Genomic DNA, 16,075 nt, shown 5'->3' with positions numbered 1-16,075 from the left:
AGTCATGCCGATATGGCCGGGCCGTCATTTCGGTTGCTGGCCATGGCGCTGACCGCCTTGGCCGTTGCGGCGTTCGCCGGGCTGACGCGGCGCAATCGCGGCATTGCGGCTGGCCGCCGTGATGACTTCGACCTTCGCACCGTCGCGCAGCTTGTCGAGCCCGTCGACGACCAATTGCTCGCCGGCGGCGACGCCCGACTCCACCGCAACGTGGTTGCCGTCGGTCGCGCCGAGCTTGACCACTTTCAACTTGACGGTGTTGTCCGGCTGCACCGAATACACGAAGCTGCCCTGCGTGCCGCGCTGCACCGCGGCCGCCGGAATCAGCGTGGCGCCCTTGAGGGTGTCGACGAGCATCTTGACGTTGACGAACTGGTTCGGAAACAGCGCGCCGTTCTCATTCGCGAACTCGGCCTTGAGCTTGACGGTGCCGGTCGTGGTATCGATCTGGTTGTCCACCGTCAGCAACTTGCCGGCCGCGAGCTTGTTCTTGCCGGCGCGGTCGAACGCATCGACGGGCAGCGGCTCGCCGGCGTTCATGCGGCCGAGCACGGATTGCAGGTTGTCTTCGGGCATCGTGTAGAGCACGGAGATCGGCTGCACCTGATTGATGATGACGATGCCGTTCGTGTCCGAAGCGTGCACGATGTTGCCCGGATCCACCTGGCGCAGGCCGACGCGGCCGCTGACCGGGGCCGTGACGTTGGCGTACGTCAATTGCAGCCGCGCATTGTCGAGCTGCCCCTGATCGGCCTTGACCGTGCCTTCGTACTGATGCACCAGCGATGCCTGGGTGTCGACCGTCTGCTTGGCGATCGAGTCTTGCTGCATCAGCGTCTGGTAGCGCGCGAGATCGAGCCGGGCATTCCTGAGCAAGGCCTGATCGCGCGCGAGTTGCCCTTCCATCTGCGTGACCTGCACCTGGAACGGACGCGGATCGATTTCGGCCAGCAGCGCGCCCGCCTTGACCATCTGGCCTTCCGTGAAATGGACCTTCATGAGTTGGCCGTCGACGCGCGAGTGAACAATCACACTTGCCGCCGGCGTGACCGTGCCGAGACCATTCAGGTAGACGGGCAGGTCACCGGTCGTGACCGGCGCCGCCGTGACGGGCGTGGCTGGCGCGCCGCCCCCTGCCCCGCCCGGGCCGCCGGGGGGACCGCGACGGCCGCCGCCCTGCCCCTGCGCATTCGCCGCCGGCTGATGCAGACGATAATAGATGGTCCCGGCAATGCTGGCCACGATCAGGATCAACACGCCACCGACGATCCAGCGCTTGCCTCGGCCGCCGCGCGGCGGCTCGGGCCGGCCGGGAGGCGGGGCGGCGGGAGTCGGCGATGTGGACGATGGCGGCTGATCAGCGCCGTGAGGACCGTTGACGGTCATGTGTTCCTCTTGCAAACAAGTTAATCGGGGCGGGCGATGAGCCAGCATAACAGACGGGGCGGCGCGTCACGCCGCGCCGAATTCGACGCTAAGGACCGTCTGGTCGTGCCAACGGTTCGCAGCCCTGCTTTTTCCGGGTTCTGCGCGGCATCCCCCTTCGCATTTCAAGCATAAGGGCGGCCGCGCGCCCATATGTTATCGGCCCGCCGTCAATTATTACGCCAGTTTACGGGTGGGCGAGGCTGTAATGTCTGGAAACATATCGTGCGGCGCATTGGCCCGTCACCCTCTATCATGACGGTACCGGGGCCTGTTTTCGGCCCGACTGACGCGTGCCGAGTCCACACCCATGAAAATCCTAGTCGTTGACGACGATCCCGATCTGCGCGACCTGCTGCGCGAATACCTCAGCCGACACGGCTTTTCGGTGGCCGTGATGCATGACGGCGACGGCTTGGCGGCACGGCTCGAACGCGAACGTCCGGCATTGATCGTGCTCGATCTGATGATGCCGAAGGTCGACGGCCTCACCGCCCTGCGCGACCTGCGCGCCCGCAACGACGACGTTCCCGTGATTCTGCTCACCGCCCGCAGCGACGAAATCGACCGCATCGTGGGTCTCGAGATCGGCGCCGACGACTACCTGGGCAAGCCGTTCAGCCCGCGCGAGCTGCTGGCGCGTATCAATGCGGTGCTGCGCCGCCGCAAGACGCCCGACGCCGCCGTGCCGGAGCAACGCGAGAATTATGCGTTCGGTCCCTTCTCGCTCGACTTCCGCAGCCGCACCCTGACGCGTGACAATCAGCTGCTGACGTTGTCCGATGGAGAGTACGGCCTGCTGCGCCTGCTGGTCAATCATGCGATGCAAGTGCTCTCGCGCGAACGGATCATCGAACTCCTGTACGGCGCGGACAGCGACGTCAACGACCGCGGCATCGACGTGCAAATCTGGCGTCTGCGCCGGCTGCTCGACGAAGACGCGCAGAACCCCCGCTTTATCCAGACCGTGCGCGGCCGCGGCTATATCTTTGTGCCGGACGGCAAACGCGCTGACTCCGCAGCATGAAACGGCGTTTCGACACCCTGTTCGGCCGGCTCGCGCTGCTGATTATCGCGGCGCTCGTCATCAGTCATTTCTCGTATCTGACGATTCTGCGCAGCGATCGCGATGACACCCGCATCCAGAACGCCGCAGACCAGATGGCGTTCCTCATCAAGAGCGCCGCCGAAGTCCATGACGGCCGCTCCTCCTTGACGTTGCCCGATCTCGTCCAGGTGGTCCCGGCCCACCTTGCCCACGGGGACGAGTTCGAGCCCGCCAATCAGGCCCAACGCCTGACGGTCCAGCTTGCACGTCGATTGCCGCCCGGCACGGAGCTGCGCATCGAGCGCACGCCGCCGCCTCGCATCTGGGCGCGCCTGCCCGATCACAATTACTGGATCGCCACCCCCATCCTGTCGGTCCGCAGTCCGCCCGGAACGGCGACGATTCTGCCGGGACTGGCCGTCGTGATCGGCATCACGGTCGTGTTCGCGCTGTTCGCCGCATGGCAGTTGCAACGCCCGGTGCGCGACATGGCCGCGGCCGCCGAACATCTGGCGACGCACCGCACCCGCACGCCGGTCAAGGAACGCGGGCCGCTGGAACTGCGTCAATTGACCGAACGCTTCAACCGGATGAGCAACGACATCGTGCAAACGGACCGCGAACGCAACACCATGCTCGCCGGCATCGCGCACGATCTCAAGACGCCGTTGGCGCGGCTGCGGTTGCGCGCCGAAATGCTCGACGACCCACAAATGAGCGACGGCATCACCCGGGATGCCGAAGCGATGGCGCGTATCGTCGATCAATTCCTGCTATTCGCGCGCGGCGTGGAATCGGACGGCCTGCCGACATCGGTCGAGTCGCGGCTGCCTTATGTGATTCAACCCTTCACCGACCAGGGACACGCCATCGAACTCGATCTGCACGCAGGCCCGACGTTCCGCCTGAAGCAGACGTTTTTGGAACGGATTCTGAATAATCTGCTCGATAATGCCGTAACGTACGGCCGCGCGCCGCTGATCGTGCGCACGAAACACGATGCACAAGGCTGGCAATTGAGCGTGGAGGATAACGGCCCCGGGATTCCGGAAGCCGATCTGAACCGGATTGTCCGGCCGTTCGTTCGCCTGGATCCGGCACGCGGCGGCAACGCCCATTGCGGGCTGGGACTGGCGATTGTCGACAAGCTCACCCAGCAATTGGGCGGCCGCGTGACATTCGTGAACCGGCAGGAAGGCGGGCTTCGCGTCACGCTGCACTTTCCGCTGACGGCCTCGGAGGCCTGAGGGGCGGTGTACGCTGCGCAGGCGGCGTCGGGCGGCGGCATTGGCACGGCCCGCTCACGGCGCATTCCTCGCGAAACGCACTGCCGGCAGGCCGCCGCGCCGGTCATCATGCCTTGATCAGGAACTTTTCCTTGGTCTTGCCAATCCACTTCGGCGCGCGGCCGCGACCCGACCACGTTTCTCCCGTTGCCGGATTCATGTACTTCGCAGCGAGCGGGGTGCGCGCGGCACGGCGGCGGCCATCAACAGTCGACAGTCCCAAATCCTTGGCAGTCAATTCGTAATCGCGAATCTTCTGCTTCACTTCGGCGATCACCTGAGCGACTTCCTTGGCGCGCGCTTCCTCGATCTGCTTTTCGATCTTTTCGCGCTGAGCGACGAGTTCCTTATAGCTTGCCATCTGGCGATTCCTTTCTGGTTTAAAAAAATGCCACTTAAAATAGCACGTCTTTTAAAAAATTGAAAACAGCATTTTCATCGCGTGAGTCGCTTGCAGAAAAGTCCTACGGTTCCGCAACAATTGACGGCCCCAATCCACCTTGTTCCGGCTTTCATCTTCTCAGGACTCCACAATTCCCCAATTTGGCGCATTCTGCCAATGGCAAACCACTGTAGGGAAGCGTCCGAAAGAATACCGGTGCATTCGTCATACCCGCCAATACACGATCACGAATATTCACCACGGCGCCGTGCCTGTGGCGCCAGTTTTCGGATTCAACCCACATAGCGGCGGTGAAGGAGAATCCCGAGCCGGATCCACTTAATGGAGACAATTGACGAGATCCGTGACGTATACGTAAAACAATGTCATTCCCGGGGCACTTGTGGGAGAATATCCCGCATGATGCGGCACAACTGCCGATCACGCGTCAATTTGTACTTTTTATTAGTACGATTATTCATGCGGATTCCAATCGGATGAATCTCCGCGTGCATGAGACATCTCGGCAAAAGCGGGTTGAATTCGGGTTAGCCGTTACCGGCGGGGCATTCGCCTGATAGGGTATGATTTTTGGATTGACGATCCCGGCCGCGCCCATGTCCCCTGTCTTCTCCGCCCCACCATTTCCGAGCGACCCAACGCCGGACGGCGCATCGCCTGGCGCACTGCCATGTCCTGCGGCGACGGACCGTGTCGTCCTGCGGCTATGGCGCGCTTCCGACCTGCCGGCATTTGCACGGCTGAATGCCGATCCGGAAGTCATGCGTTATTTTCCCACTACACTCGACCGCGCCCAAAGCGACGCGGTGGCCGAGCGCCTGCAGCGCCATTTCGACACGCACGGCTACGGTCCCTGGGCGCTCGAGATTCCGGGGGTAACCCCGTTTGCCGGATTTGTCGGGCTGATGCGTGTCGGGTACGACGTGCCGTTTGCACCGGCGGTGGAAATCGGCTGGCGGCTGGCGCGTCCCTTCTGGGGCGCCGGTTACGCCACGGAGGCTGCGCGGTCGGTGACCCAATTCGCCTTCGGTGCGCTGGGATTGCCCGGCCTCGTGTCGTTTACCGTGCCGGCCAATGCCCGCTCTCGCGCCGTGATGACACGAATCGGCATGCAGCATTGCGTCGGGGAAGACTTCATGCATCCTCTGGTGCCGCCCGGCCATCGACTGCGCCGGCATGTGCTGTATCGGCTCGCCGCGTCGGCTACCGGCCCATCGGAATAATCCCGCAAGCGCATGGCGATTGATCCGGACGCATACCATGCTGTTTCAGTCGCCGCGCGCGTCATCTAATGCTGTTTTAAGCTGCTATTTGTTACGCGTGAGCGCGCCAGGCGTGGGACAATGCGAATCTTTGCACCTGCCGCCCCCCGCTCGTGCCACGCGCTGTCATCATTCCGCTTATCGTCGCCTGTGCGCTGTTCATGGAAAACATGGACGCGACGGTGATCACCACGTCGCTGCCGGCCATGGCGCGCGATCTTCATCAAGACCCGATTTCGCTCAAGCTTGCGCTCACGTCCTACGTCGTCGGGCTAGGCATCTTCATTCCGGTCTGCGGCTGGGTGTCCGACCGGGTGGGTGCGCGTTCCGTTTTCCGGACCGCGATCGGCATTTTCATGGTTGGCTCGATCCTGTGCGCCTGCGCCACGACCCTCTCGGCCTTCGTCCTCGCCCGCTTTCTCCAAGGTGTCGGCGGCGCGATGATGGTGCCGGTCGGGCGTATTGTCATCTTTCGGGCCGTGCCCAAGGCGGACCTCGTCAAGGCCATCGGCTATCTCACGATGCCGTCGCTACTCGGTCCCGTCATCGGTCCGCCGCTCGGCGGCGCGATCACCACCTACCTGCACTGGCGCTGGATCTTCTTCATCAACATCCCCGTCAGCCTGCTCGGCATTTACCTGGCCAGCAAATACATCGATAACGAACGCGGCGGCGACGCCGGTCCGCTTGACGTCAGGGGCTTTGTACTGTCAGCCGTCGGCAGCGCCCTGTTGATGCTGGGTCTCGCGTTGATCGGCGAGCATCAGGCCGACGACCGGGTCGTTGCAGCCATGTGCGCGCTCGGCGCCCTAAGCCTTTACGGATACTGGCGGCACGCAAATCGTACGGAGACGCCGCTGCTCGATTTCCGTCTGCTGCGCATTCCTACGTTCCACGCGAGCGTGGTGGGCGGCTCGCTGTTCCGGATCGGCCTGGGCGCGGTGCCGTTTCTGCTGCCGCTCGCCTTGCAGGAAGGGCTGCGCATGGGGCCGTTCCAGTCGGGCATGATCACGTGCGCGTCGACCTTCGGCGCGATCTTCATGAAGGCGATTGCCGGCCCGGTGCTAGCGCGCTTCGGCTTTCGCCGTGTGCTCATCGTCAACGCCGCGCTGGCGGGCATCGCGCTCGCCTCGTATGGCATGTTCTCGCAAAGCACGCCAGTGTTGGTCATGCTGCTGGTGGTCGCCATGGGCGGCTTTTTCCCATCGCTGCAATTTACCTGCCTGAACTCGATTGTCTACGCGGACATCCGGCCGGCCGACGCGGGCCGTGCAACGAGCCTCGCCAGTGTCGTGCAGCAGTTGTCGCTCGGCCTGGGGGTCACCGTGGCCGGCATGGTGCTACAGGTGAGCAGCCGGCTGTCCGGCCACGGCGGACTGAGCGTGGCCGATTTCCTGCCCGCATTTCTCGTCATCGGCCTCTTTTCGGTACTCTCTATCCCCGTGACGCTACGTCTGCCGCATGACGCGGGCATGGAACTCGCCAGGCGGCAGTAAGGCGCGCCAGCGGCGCCGCCAAGCAGCATAGGGCGGCATATCCCGGCATATCCCGGCATATCCCGGCACGTCCCGACGTTACGTAACGTCTGGCAACGTTACGTATTGCCCCGTGTGACCCCGGTGTGAATCGCCATGCCGACGACCATCGCCACGACGAACAGGGCGCCCTTCGCCGCACCGGCGCCGAGCAGCACCAGTGCGGGGCCGGGACAAATGCCTGCCAGCCCCCAGCCGGCGCCGAACATCAGGCTGCCGACGACGAGGCGCCTGTCGACGCCACGCTTGACCGGCCAATGGCGCGGCTCTCCGGTCCAGGCGCGCGTCCCCCGCCGGGCAAGGGCAAAGCCCGCCAACCCCACGGCGATCGCGCCGGCCATCACGAACGCCAGCGAAGGATCCCATCGACCCGTCAAATCCAGGAATCCCAACACCTTCGCAGGATTCGCCATGCCGGACACGAGCAGGCCAACGCCGAACACAAGGCCGCCGGCAAACGCAAAAACGAGCTTCTTCATACTCATACCGCACCTCCCGCACCAACGCCCAAGAGGTGCCTCACCACGAACACCGTGACGAAGCCCGAGGCCATGAAACACAGCGTTGCCGCAAGCGAGCGCCACGACAGGCGCGACAAGCCGCAAACGCCGTGACCACTGGTGCAGCCGCTGCCCAGCCGCGTCCCGAAGCCGACCAGCAGCCCGGCGGCCGCCAATACGCCCCAACCGGCATCGATCTGCATGTCGGGGGCGACAGCGGCCAGACGCCAGGCCCACGGCGCCAGCAGCAGCCCCGCCATGAACGCCACGCGCCAGGCGCGATCGCCTGCCGCCGCGGTTGGCCAACCGCCGACAATCCCGGAAATGCCGGCGATGCGGCCGTTGGCGAGCATCAGCCAGACCGCCGCCGCGCCAATGAGAACGCCGCCGGCGATGGCAGTCAGCGGCGTGAAATGAAGGGTGTCCAGCGTCATAACTCGAAAATCTTCCTTATACAAATATATAATATAGATATAACCATAAATTATTTTGAAGGAGTATGCCATGCAACGCACGAGTCCGCATATCGAGGCGTTCTTCGATACCGGGACGTCGACCGTCACTTACGTCGTCTTCGACAGGCCCGGAGGGCGCGCCGCCATTATCGACCCGGTGCTCGACTACGATCCCAAGGCCGGCCGCACACACACCGGCTCCGCCGAGCGCGTGCTCGCGTTCGTGCGCGAGCACGCGTTGACCGTCGACTGGATTCTGGAGACGCATGCGCACGCCGATCATCTGTCGTCGGCGCACCATCTTCAGTCGGCCGTCGGCGGCAAGATCGCCATTGGCGCGCAGATCCGCCAGGTGCAGGGCGTGTTCACGAAGCTCTTCCACCTCGACGCCGAGATGTCGATGGACGGGTCGCAATTCGACCACCTGTTCGAAGACAACGAAACGTTCACGATCGGCGCGCTCGAAGCCCAGGCGTTGTTTGTCCCGGGGCATACGCCGGCAGACATGGCGTATCGCATCGGCGATGCGGTATTCGTGGGCGATACGTTGTTCATGCCGGATGTCGGCACCGCACGCTGCGATTTCCCCGGCGGCGACGCGCATACCCTGTATCGGTCGATTCGCCGCCTGCTCGAACTGCCTGGCGATACGCGTCTTTTCATGTGCCACGACTACCCGCCCGCTTCCCGCGAGGCGGCCTGGGTCACCACCGTCGCCGAACAGCGCCGCGCGAACATCCACGTGCATGACGGCATCGACGAAAGCGCCTTTGTGGCGATGCGCAAAGCGCGTGACGCCACGCTCGACATGCCCATGCTGATTCTGCCCGCCGTACAAGTCAATATCCGTGCCGGCGCCATGCCGCCGCCGGAAGCCAATGGCACGCGCTACCTCAAGATCCCCGTCAACGCGCTATAGGTGAGCATCCGCAACTCATTCGCTTTCCCGGCGACAAAAACAACACTTCGAACATTTTCTTACGACTATTTCCTTCGATTTTTTCCGGGCCCCTCTTAGAGTGAAACTGTATTTGAAGCCATCGCACAAAAGGGGGCGATCATGAAAAAACTGACAATCTCCATTGCACTCGCAGCAGCAACGCTGGGCGGCTTCGCGCTAACGCCCGCGCACGCGCAGGTCGGCGTTTCGATCACGATCGGCGAGCCGCCGCCGCCGCGTGTCGAACCGGTTCCACCGCCGCGCTACGGGTATATCTGGGCGCCGGGTTATTGGGACTGGGTGGGCGAACGCCACGTCTGGCGTGAAGGGCATTGGGAGCAGGAACGTCCGGGTTACGTGTACCGCGCACCGGCCTGGCATCATGGCGAGCGAGGTTGGGAACTCAACCGGGGCGGTTGGGATCAGGATCATGGACCGCGCGGTCGGGAGGAACGCCGCGACGAGCGCCGTGACGATCGCCGTGACGAACACCGCGGAGACCGACATGATGAGCGCGGCCACGACGATCGAGGACGAAACGAGGGTCCGGGGCCGGGTTTCCGGTACTGACCGTCGATCATTCATCGAATAAAGGCGGATTGTCGGGCGTTGCCGGTCGATGACGCGGCCGCGACGCTGGTAAGGTAGCGGAATTACCCACCGCACCCTCGCACGGCAACGCCAGCGCGGGGTTGCGAGGTTCCATGCCGCTTGTACCGCCATGTCCGCAACCTCCGCCGCTTCGCCGTTCCCCCAGTCGCCGCATCAGGTTTTCCTCGCGCCGGCGCTGCTGCCGACCCAGGTCGGCCCGGCCGGCCTGCGCTTCGACTTCAACGACGGTTGCCGCGTGGTCATTCCCGATTTCGGCCAACCGTTGCGGTGGCGCGTCCGCCTGACCGATCTGCGCGACGGTTCCGTGGTACGCGAGGAAGCGCTCGCGTCCGGCATCGTTCGCAGTCCCGTCAAATATTTCGTGCCGTACGGCATCACGATCTGGCTCAATGACGTCGTGGTGTTCGAACACCGGTACGACGCGCGCGGCCAGAAGGTACTGGTGCAGTTTCCGGTCGGCACGCTCGGCGATACGCTCGGCTGGCTGCCCTATGCGATCCGCTTCCAGGAAACCCACGGTTGCCGACTCGCTTGCGTGATGCCGCCCGATATCGCTGCGTTGTTCCGCGACGCCTACCCGCACGTCGACTTTGTGCCGCAGGACAGAATCGAGCGCCGCGAGTATTACGCGACCTACAACGTCGGCCTGTTCTTCGACGATGGCGGCTGCACCCACCAGCCCGGGGACTTCCGGCGCACCGGCCTGCATCTCGCGGCTGCGCACATCCTCGGCGTCGACACCCGCGAACAGCCCGCACGCGCGGCGTTGCCGGAAGTCTCGCGCCCGTTGGCCGAACCCTACGTCTGTATCGCCGTGCAGAGTACGGCGCGCTGCAAATACTGGAATCATGAAAACGGTTGGACGGAGATCGTGCAGCAGCTTCGCACGCGCGGCTACCGGGTCGTGTGCATCGACCAGAAACACCGCCACGGCAAGGATGATTTCTGGATGGACATGCCATGCGGCGCGCAAGACGAAACCGGCGAGCGCCCGCTCGTCGAACGCGCCCGCTGGTTGATGCATGCCGAGTTCTTCATTGGCCTGTCGAGCGGGCTGTCATGGCTCGCGTGGACGATGGGCACGCCGGTCGTGCTGATTTCGGGTTTCACGCTGCCACATAACGAATTCGCCACGCCGTATCGCGTGATCGACGCCACGGTATGCACCGGCTGCTGGCACGATCCGGCGCTGCGCTACCAGCACCAGGACTTTCACTGGTGTCCACGTCACGCCGGCACGCCGCGTGCGTTCGAGTGCACGCGCGCAATCACGCCTGCGGCCGTCATGTCAGCCATCGAGCGCATTCCCGGGTCGCCGCCGGCCCACCGGGCGGCATGGGCGCGCGCCGCGCCCATCGAACTGTCATAAAATCGTCGCATACTTCAATGATTCCGGCGCGAACCGTCATGAGCGAGTCCGCGCCGGCGCGCCTCCATCGACCGGAACCGATGCCATGACCCATCGCACGCCTGACGCTCCGCTCGACGACGCCATGCAGCGTCGCCTGCGGGAAGAGTTGATCGACAGCTACGACGAAGAACTTGAAATGGAGATCGACGACCGGCACCTGCCCGGACTGACCGATCTCGATGATCCCGCACGCGGCGAGCGCGTGCGTTATTTCCGCGAGCTGTTCCGTTTGCAGGGCGAGCTCGTCAAACTGCAGGACTGGGTGATCCGTAATCGTCACCGTCTCGTCGTGATCTTCGAAGGCCGCGACGCGGCCGGCAAGGGCGGTGCGATCAAGCGCATCACGCAGCGGCTCAATCCGCGCGTGTGCCGCGTGGCCGCCCTGCCCGCGCCGAACGACCGCGAGCGTACCCAATGGTATTTCCAGCGCTATGTCGCACATTTGCCCGCCGCCGGCGAGATCGTACTGTTCGACCGCAGCTGGTACAACCGCGCCGGGGTCGAACGCGTGATGGGTTTCTGTTCCGACGACGAATACGAAGAGTTCTTCCGTTCGGCGCCGGAGTTCGAGAAGATGCTCACGCGCAGCGGCATCCAGATCATCAAGTATTGGTTCTCGATTTCCGACGAAGAGCAGGAGGCGCGCTTCCTGTCGCGCATTCACGACCCGCTCAAGCAATGGAAGCTGAGCCCGATGGATCTCGAGAGCCGCCGCCGCTGGGAGAGCTATACGCGTGCGAAGGAAGTGATGCTCGAACGCACGCACATCGAGGAGGCGCCATGGTGGGTGGTGCAGGCCGACGACAAGAAACGTGCGCGACTGAACTGCATTCACCATCTGCTGTCGCAAGTGCCGTACCACGACGTCGACCATGCGCCCGTCGTTCTGCCGGAGCGCGCCCGCTCCGAAGACTATGCGCGCAATCCGGTGCCGCCGCAGATGGTCGTGCCGGAAGTCTATTGAGCGGATTTGCGCGAACCGTTCGCGCGGACGTTACCCCGGCCGGGCGTTCCGTTCACGGAGTCCTCCATGCGAATGACGACTTTCCCACTGAGCAGTCCTTCACGCCGCATGTCGATGACCTACGCCGCCCTGTGCGTCGCGGGTTTCGGCCTTGCCGCGAACGGTGGATCCAGCGCCGCCGAGCCGGACATCCAGAATTACGGTCACGATCCGTTTCTCCACATTTCCTCGGCCGTGCCCGATTGTCCCGTGCCGCTTGGCCCGGCCATGCGGCGTGCCGAGTGGATTGCGGACGCCCACCATCGTGCCGAGAAAGGCAACAGCTGCTGGCTTGAAGGCCGGTGCCGCCTGCCGAACAGCTATGCCTACGACACCGAGATTGCCGCGAGCGCCCAGCGCAGGTTGGACAGCCTGTCCGGCACGATGCCGTGGCGCACGTCGACATCGCTCTGGCTGACCTTCCAGCGGCGCATCGTCGTCGTGCAAGGCTGCGTCGCCCCCGGCTTTCCGACTGCGGCGTTGATCCGTTCGCTCGGGCAGACGGCTGACGTGGAAAACGTCGTCAACCAAACGGTGGTGCGTCCCGGACGGGCACCGTTACCCTACCCCACCGTCGAAAGACCCGATCCGGTGGTGTTGCGTGCACCGTCGCACTGAAACACGCCGCTCACGTATTCCCGCTAAGCGCCGAGGGCCTTCGCGGCCGCAGGGTCAGGCTTCGAAAGATTCGGCACACTTTGCTGTGGCGCGGCACGTTTGACCGGTGCAGGCTTCGCCCCCACCAGTTCCAGCGTGTTGTCCAGCACATCGATCCTCACCGGATCGGCCTTCTTCCACTGCGCCTTCGGCACCACGATCTTCCACGTCGACGCCTTGCCCGCATCTCGGAAGAACGCGACGACACCGACATACGCCGCCTCGCTGTTCATCGGTTCGCGGATGCTTGCGCGCGCATCAGGTCGCAGCACCACATCCTTCGTCGCCAGCAGATCCGGCTTCAGCGCATCGAGATCATTCGTCTGCAGTTGCAGGTAGTCCAGTTGCTCGAACGTCTGCGGCGTTTTCAGCTGATAGATCCGCACCACCGTCGACAACGAGCGCCCTGCGCCGTTTGCGTTTAATGACGACCGGCTGACGAGATCCACGTTCATCGTCTTGACCTGCGTCGTGAACGCCCACTTCGCTGCGTCCACCGTGTTGTCCTTCACCGCCTGCCCTACGCCGCACCCTGCGGCAGTAAGGATGACGAATGCTGCCGCGCCGATTTGAAGCTTTCGCATCATCCTGCTGATCTCCTTCGTGTTTCATAGCCATGATTCAATGTGTCAGTGCGCCTTGCGCGGGTTGGCAACGTGCCCGGTAGTACCGCCTGTCCAAATGCCAATCTGCACGCGCGTGACCGTTCCGGGCACGTCCGCTGTGTGTTGTGCGCCAGGTATCGGCAACTGGGTCGTGTAACCGAGACGAAGCTGATCCGAATTGAGTACCTGTGCAGGCATCAGTTCCGGGCTGACGTGCATATCCAGATGCGCCTGCGCTTCGTAACCGAGATAAAAGCGCAGCAGCGCCATCACCTCGCGGTGATTGTCCCGTCCCGGCATCAGCCCAAGTACCGATTCGCGCGTTTGCGGCGTAAATACGATGCGCACCGCATTTGCCCGGTCATGGAATCCGCGACCGAGCAGGCAGTTCTCTCCCAGCGCCGTCGGCGGGTAGTCCGCTACGGGAATCCACACCGGATAGAACGCCTCGACGCTAACGCTCGCATCCGGAACCGCGTGCTGCAGTACGCCCGCCAGCCCTTCGGCCGTGCGGGTTTTCTGGCTCGCCAGGCCGAGCATCGACAGCAGTTTGCGCGTACCGACCGTTTTCCCGATTTCCGCATGACCGATGCCGAGCCCGGCGAAACTCAGCAGATAGCGCGATATTTCGTCGGTTCCATCGGCCCGAAAGCCGGCTGGGTAGCGGTACTTGCGCCACACGCGGTAGTACTGCGTGATGGTCCGGTGATGGAAGATGTCGAGAAATGCCGACAGCGGCTCGGCACCTTCGCGGTTCTGCGCAATCTCGTCGGGGAAGTACGACGGCATGCGTGCGTCGACACCGTACAGCCCAAGAAACGTCGTGCGCACCACGGGAGACGTCGGCCCGTTTTCGCCGTCGTATTCGATCGCATCGATTTCGCGGTTCGGAAACCCGAGCCGCGCGCGCGAGCGAAAGCGCACCGGCTCGGCCGCAGGTGAATCGGTGGTGCCGATGGGCGCACAATCCGGCGCCGCAAGTTCCATCAGTTCGCAAAAGCGGAAGAAATTCATCCGCGTGGCGTTGTCAAGGATTACGGGCATCAGCATCGGGCCCACATCGTTCGCCAGCGCCCGCGCGCCTTCCCGTTCGGGCGCCAGCCCACGCATGTCGTTCAAAACGGTGCTCCTTCTCCATTCGTATCGGGCCATTCAATCCGCCGCCCGGTCGGCTGCGCCACGATCACGAGCTTCGTGTACAGGTTCAACGTTGCGTACAAGCCGAGGAAGCGATTCAGCATTCCACCGAACAGCTCGATATCGCCGTCGCCGGCGAACGCCGTGCTGTCGAGCGTGACCTCGATCTCAACCCCGCGCTGCAGTCCGCCCTTGACGAGCTTCTGCAGCAAGCGATGACGCACCTCGGTAATCGCCTCGATCCGGCGCCGGTTCAGTTCGCCCTCGGTCCAGTCGTAGAGCGCAAGACTGCCGCGCAGGATTTCCACATCGAGCAACGACAGATAGTTCGGCGCGAGATGTGACAGCACGCGCCATTGGAAACGGTCGCCGGTCGGCGGGTACACCGGCAATGTGGGTGCGCACAGGTTGCGCACCGCGCCAATGTTCGTGAAGCCGCCCCCCATGCGCGTGATGCCGGCCTCACGCAAACGCTTGCGCGGCAGCATGCCATTGGTGCCCGTGACCGACAGCGACAGCGTTTCCTGTGGCAGCGTCTCCCGGCGCTCCCACGCGTGGCCGCCCAATACCACCCATGTGTCGAACCGGCCCGATGGGCTGCGCCGCATGCGCGTATGGAAATACCGTTCCGGCATTTCGTGGCGCAGCATGCCGCCGCGGTGGCGGAACGCGGCAAACGGCGCATATTCGAAGCGTGCGCCTTTACCTGTTTCGAAGCCCTGCACGGTATCCACCGAATACACATCGACATGCTCCCCGCGCTGCTCAAGGGCGCGAACGCGATATTCCGTTTCGAACTGCGTCGCGGTAATCGGGTCGGCTTCCAGCGTGAACAAGTTGATGATCGGCGTGCAGAACAGGCGCAGGTTGTCGGCGGAAAAACGCATGTCGTCCGGATACGGCTTCTCCAGCACGACTTCCACGTCGACATAGGGCGCGGCATGCGGGATCGCCTGCATGTCCAAACCGGCGATGTCCACGAACATGAACTTCTCCGGAAACGTGAAGTACTCGAGCAGCAACTGGTAGCCGCCGAACGCGTTGTCGGCCTTGGGCCACAGGCGCTCGTGGGCGGCGAATCCGGCGGGTTCGAGGTGCAGGCCCGGCATCGGTTGCGCTGTGCCCGGACGGTCTTCCGGGTAGCCGGGAATGCGCACCTGCACCGCCACTGGCTCCGCCGTGAGCGCCGCATACAACGCCAGCGCCACCGGCCGGTCGGCGTTCAGATACAGCCGCAGGCGGGGGACTTCCAGCTGCTCGCGGCGCGCCTGCGGTTGCACTTCGAGCCGGATGCGAATCACCGAGCGGCCGTCTTCGCGTGTGTATGTGCTCGCTTCACTCAAGCGTAATGGATACAGGTCAACTGCCTGCGTCGTCCGGTATATGCATTCGATGCTGTCGTCACCGATGGGGTCGGACATCACTTCGAGGCCGGGCTCGAGCGTCTCGTGTTTTTGCAACGCGCCGTCTGCCGGGATCAGTTCAAGAATCGACAGCGAGGGGATCATCCGCAAATAGTGCGGCCACAGCATGCTCACCAGACCTTCGGTCAGTTCAGGCAGTTCGTCGTCAAGCTTGTGGCGAAGGCGGCCCATCAGGAACGCGAAGCCCTCGAAGAGTCGTTCGACGTGCGGATCGCGATCGCCGATACGGTCGACGTTCAACATGCGCGCACGGTCGGGAAAGGCGCGGGAAAACTCTTTTCCCGCTTCGCGCAGATAGCGCATTTCCGCTTCGTAATAGCGGAGGATTTCGTTGTCTTTTGTAGGGTTGCTCATTGAGGGAGAGTTTTAGTG

Annotated in this window: 16 protein-coding genes; 9 read left to right on the top strand and 7 right to left on the bottom strand. The window is 63.6% G+C overall.

Annotated elements, in window-relative coordinates; genetic code table 11:
- Positions 1-24 precede the first annotated feature (24 nt).
- Positions 25-1,386: an MdtA/MuxA family multidrug efflux RND transporter periplasmic adaptor subunit gene (locus tag PTE30175_RS04695; RefSeq protein ID WP_150695897.1), complete on the bottom strand. Its 1,362-nt coding sequence runs from the start codon at positions 1,384-1,386 to the stop codon at positions 25-27.
- Between the two features lie 349 nt (positions 1,387-1,735).
- Here PTE30175_RS04695 and PTE30175_RS04690 point away from each other — a divergent pair, with 349 nt between their 5' ends.
- Together PTE30175_RS04690 and PTE30175_RS04685 are read left to right on the top strand one after the other, a co-directional pair.
- Positions 1,736-2,452, top strand: a complete 717-nt coding sequence (locus PTE30175_RS04690; protein ID WP_150695896.1) for a response regulator — start codon at positions 1,736-1,738, stop codon at positions 2,450-2,452.
- Positions 2,449-3,720, top strand: coding sequence for an ATP-binding protein (locus PTE30175_RS04685; protein WP_150695895.1), 1,272 nt, complete (start codon positions 2,449-2,451; stop codon positions 3,718-3,720). Before PTE30175_RS04690 ends, PTE30175_RS04685 begins: the two co-directional genes overlap by 4 nt.
- Positions 3,721-3,826: 106 nt before the next feature.
- Here the strand turns inward: PTE30175_RS04685 and PTE30175_RS04680 are convergent, their stop codons facing one another.
- Entirely contained in the window at positions 3,827-4,120 is a 294-nt protein-coding gene (locus PTE30175_RS04680) for an H-NS histone family protein (protein ID WP_150695894.1), read from the bottom strand.
- Between the two features lie 605 nt (positions 4,121-4,725).
- Between PTE30175_RS04680 and PTE30175_RS04675 the strand changes: the two genes are divergently transcribed.
- Entirely contained in the window at positions 4,726-5,385 is a 660-nt protein-coding gene (locus PTE30175_RS04675) for a GNAT family N-acetyltransferase (RefSeq protein ID WP_224788600.1), read from the top strand.
- A gap of 200 nt (positions 5,386-5,585) precedes the next feature.
- Entirely contained in the window at positions 5,586-6,920 is a 1,335-nt protein-coding gene (locus PTE30175_RS04670) for an MFS transporter (protein ID WP_420819606.1), read from the top strand.
- 98 nt (positions 6,921-7,018) lie between these two features.
- Here PTE30175_RS04670 and PTE30175_RS04665 read toward each other — a convergent pair whose 3' ends face one another.
- Positions 7,019-7,438 carry a YeeE/YedE family protein gene (locus tag PTE30175_RS04665; RefSeq protein ID WP_150696063.1) on the bottom strand — a complete coding sequence of 140 codons (420 nt, stop codon included), beginning with the start codon at positions 7,436-7,438 and terminating at the stop codon, positions 7,019-7,021.
- A 2-nt stretch (positions 7,439-7,440) separates the two neighbouring features.
- Positions 7,441-7,893, bottom strand: a complete 453-nt coding sequence (locus PTE30175_RS04660; RefSeq protein WP_150695892.1) for a YeeE/YedE family protein — start codon at positions 7,891-7,893, stop codon at positions 7,441-7,443.
- A gap of 70 nt (positions 7,894-7,963) precedes the next feature.
- Between PTE30175_RS04660 and PTE30175_RS04655 the strand changes: the two genes are divergently transcribed.
- The 5 genes from PTE30175_RS04655 to PTE30175_RS04635 all read left to right on the top strand — a co-directional run bounded on the left by PTE30175_RS04655 (position 7,964) and on the right by PTE30175_RS04635 (position 12,498).
- On the top strand, positions 7,964-8,833 hold the full coding sequence (locus PTE30175_RS04655; RefSeq protein ID WP_150695891.1) for an MBL fold metallo-hydrolase: 870 nt from the start codon (positions 7,964-7,966) through the stop codon (positions 8,831-8,833).
- Positions 8,834-8,974: 141 nt separating this feature from the next.
- Entirely contained in the window at positions 8,975-9,424 is a 450-nt protein-coding gene (locus PTE30175_RS04650; RefSeq protein ID WP_150695890.1) for a YXWGXW repeat-containing protein, read from the top strand.
- Between the two features lie 151 nt (positions 9,425-9,575).
- On the top strand, positions 9,576-10,835 hold the full coding sequence (locus PTE30175_RS04645) for an autotransporter strand-loop-strand O-heptosyltransferase (protein ID WP_150695889.1): 1,260 nt from the start codon (positions 9,576-9,578) through the stop codon (positions 10,833-10,835).
- A gap of 85 nt (positions 10,836-10,920) precedes the next feature.
- Positions 10,921-11,841, top strand: coding sequence for a polyphosphate kinase 2 (ppk2, locus tag PTE30175_RS04640; protein WP_150695888.1), 921 nt, complete (start codon positions 10,921-10,923; stop codon positions 11,839-11,841).
- 66 nt (positions 11,842-11,907) lie between these two features.
- The gene (locus tag PTE30175_RS04635; RefSeq protein ID WP_224788599.1) at positions 11,908-12,498 is read left to right on the top strand and encodes a hypothetical protein; all 591 of its coding nucleotides are present in this window, start codon (positions 11,908-11,910) and stop codon (positions 12,496-12,498) included.
- Between the two features lie 23 nt (positions 12,499-12,521).
- On the opposite strand, the gene tssJ is transcribed toward PTE30175_RS04635, so the two are convergent.
- The 3 genes from tssJ to tssF form a co-directional block, all read right to left on the bottom strand.
- Positions 12,522-13,124: a type VI secretion system lipoprotein TssJ gene (gene tssJ, locus PTE30175_RS04630; RefSeq protein WP_150695887.1), complete on the bottom strand. Its 603-nt coding sequence runs from the start codon at positions 13,122-13,124 to the stop codon at positions 12,522-12,524.
- A gap of 42 nt (positions 13,125-13,166) precedes the next feature.
- Positions 13,167-14,192 carry a type VI secretion system baseplate subunit TssG gene (gene tssG, locus PTE30175_RS04625; RefSeq protein ID WP_150696061.1) on the bottom strand — a complete coding sequence of 342 codons (1,026 nt, stop codon included), beginning with the start codon at positions 14,190-14,192 and terminating at the stop codon, positions 13,167-13,169.
- A 65-nt stretch (positions 14,193-14,257) separates the two neighbouring features.
- Entirely contained in the window at positions 14,258-16,057 is a 1,800-nt protein-coding gene (tssF, locus tag PTE30175_RS04620; RefSeq protein WP_150695886.1) for a type VI secretion system baseplate subunit TssF, read from the bottom strand.
- Between the last annotated feature and the right edge of the window lie 18 nt (positions 16,058-16,075).

Source organism: Pandoraea terrae (genome assembly GCF_902459695.1).
GTDB classification, from domain to species: domain Bacteria; phylum Pseudomonadota; class Gammaproteobacteria; order Burkholderiales; family Burkholderiaceae; genus Pandoraea; species Pandoraea terrae.
Note: the sequence above shows the minus strand (reverse complement) of the source record. Positions and strands in the feature narration are given on the sequence as shown.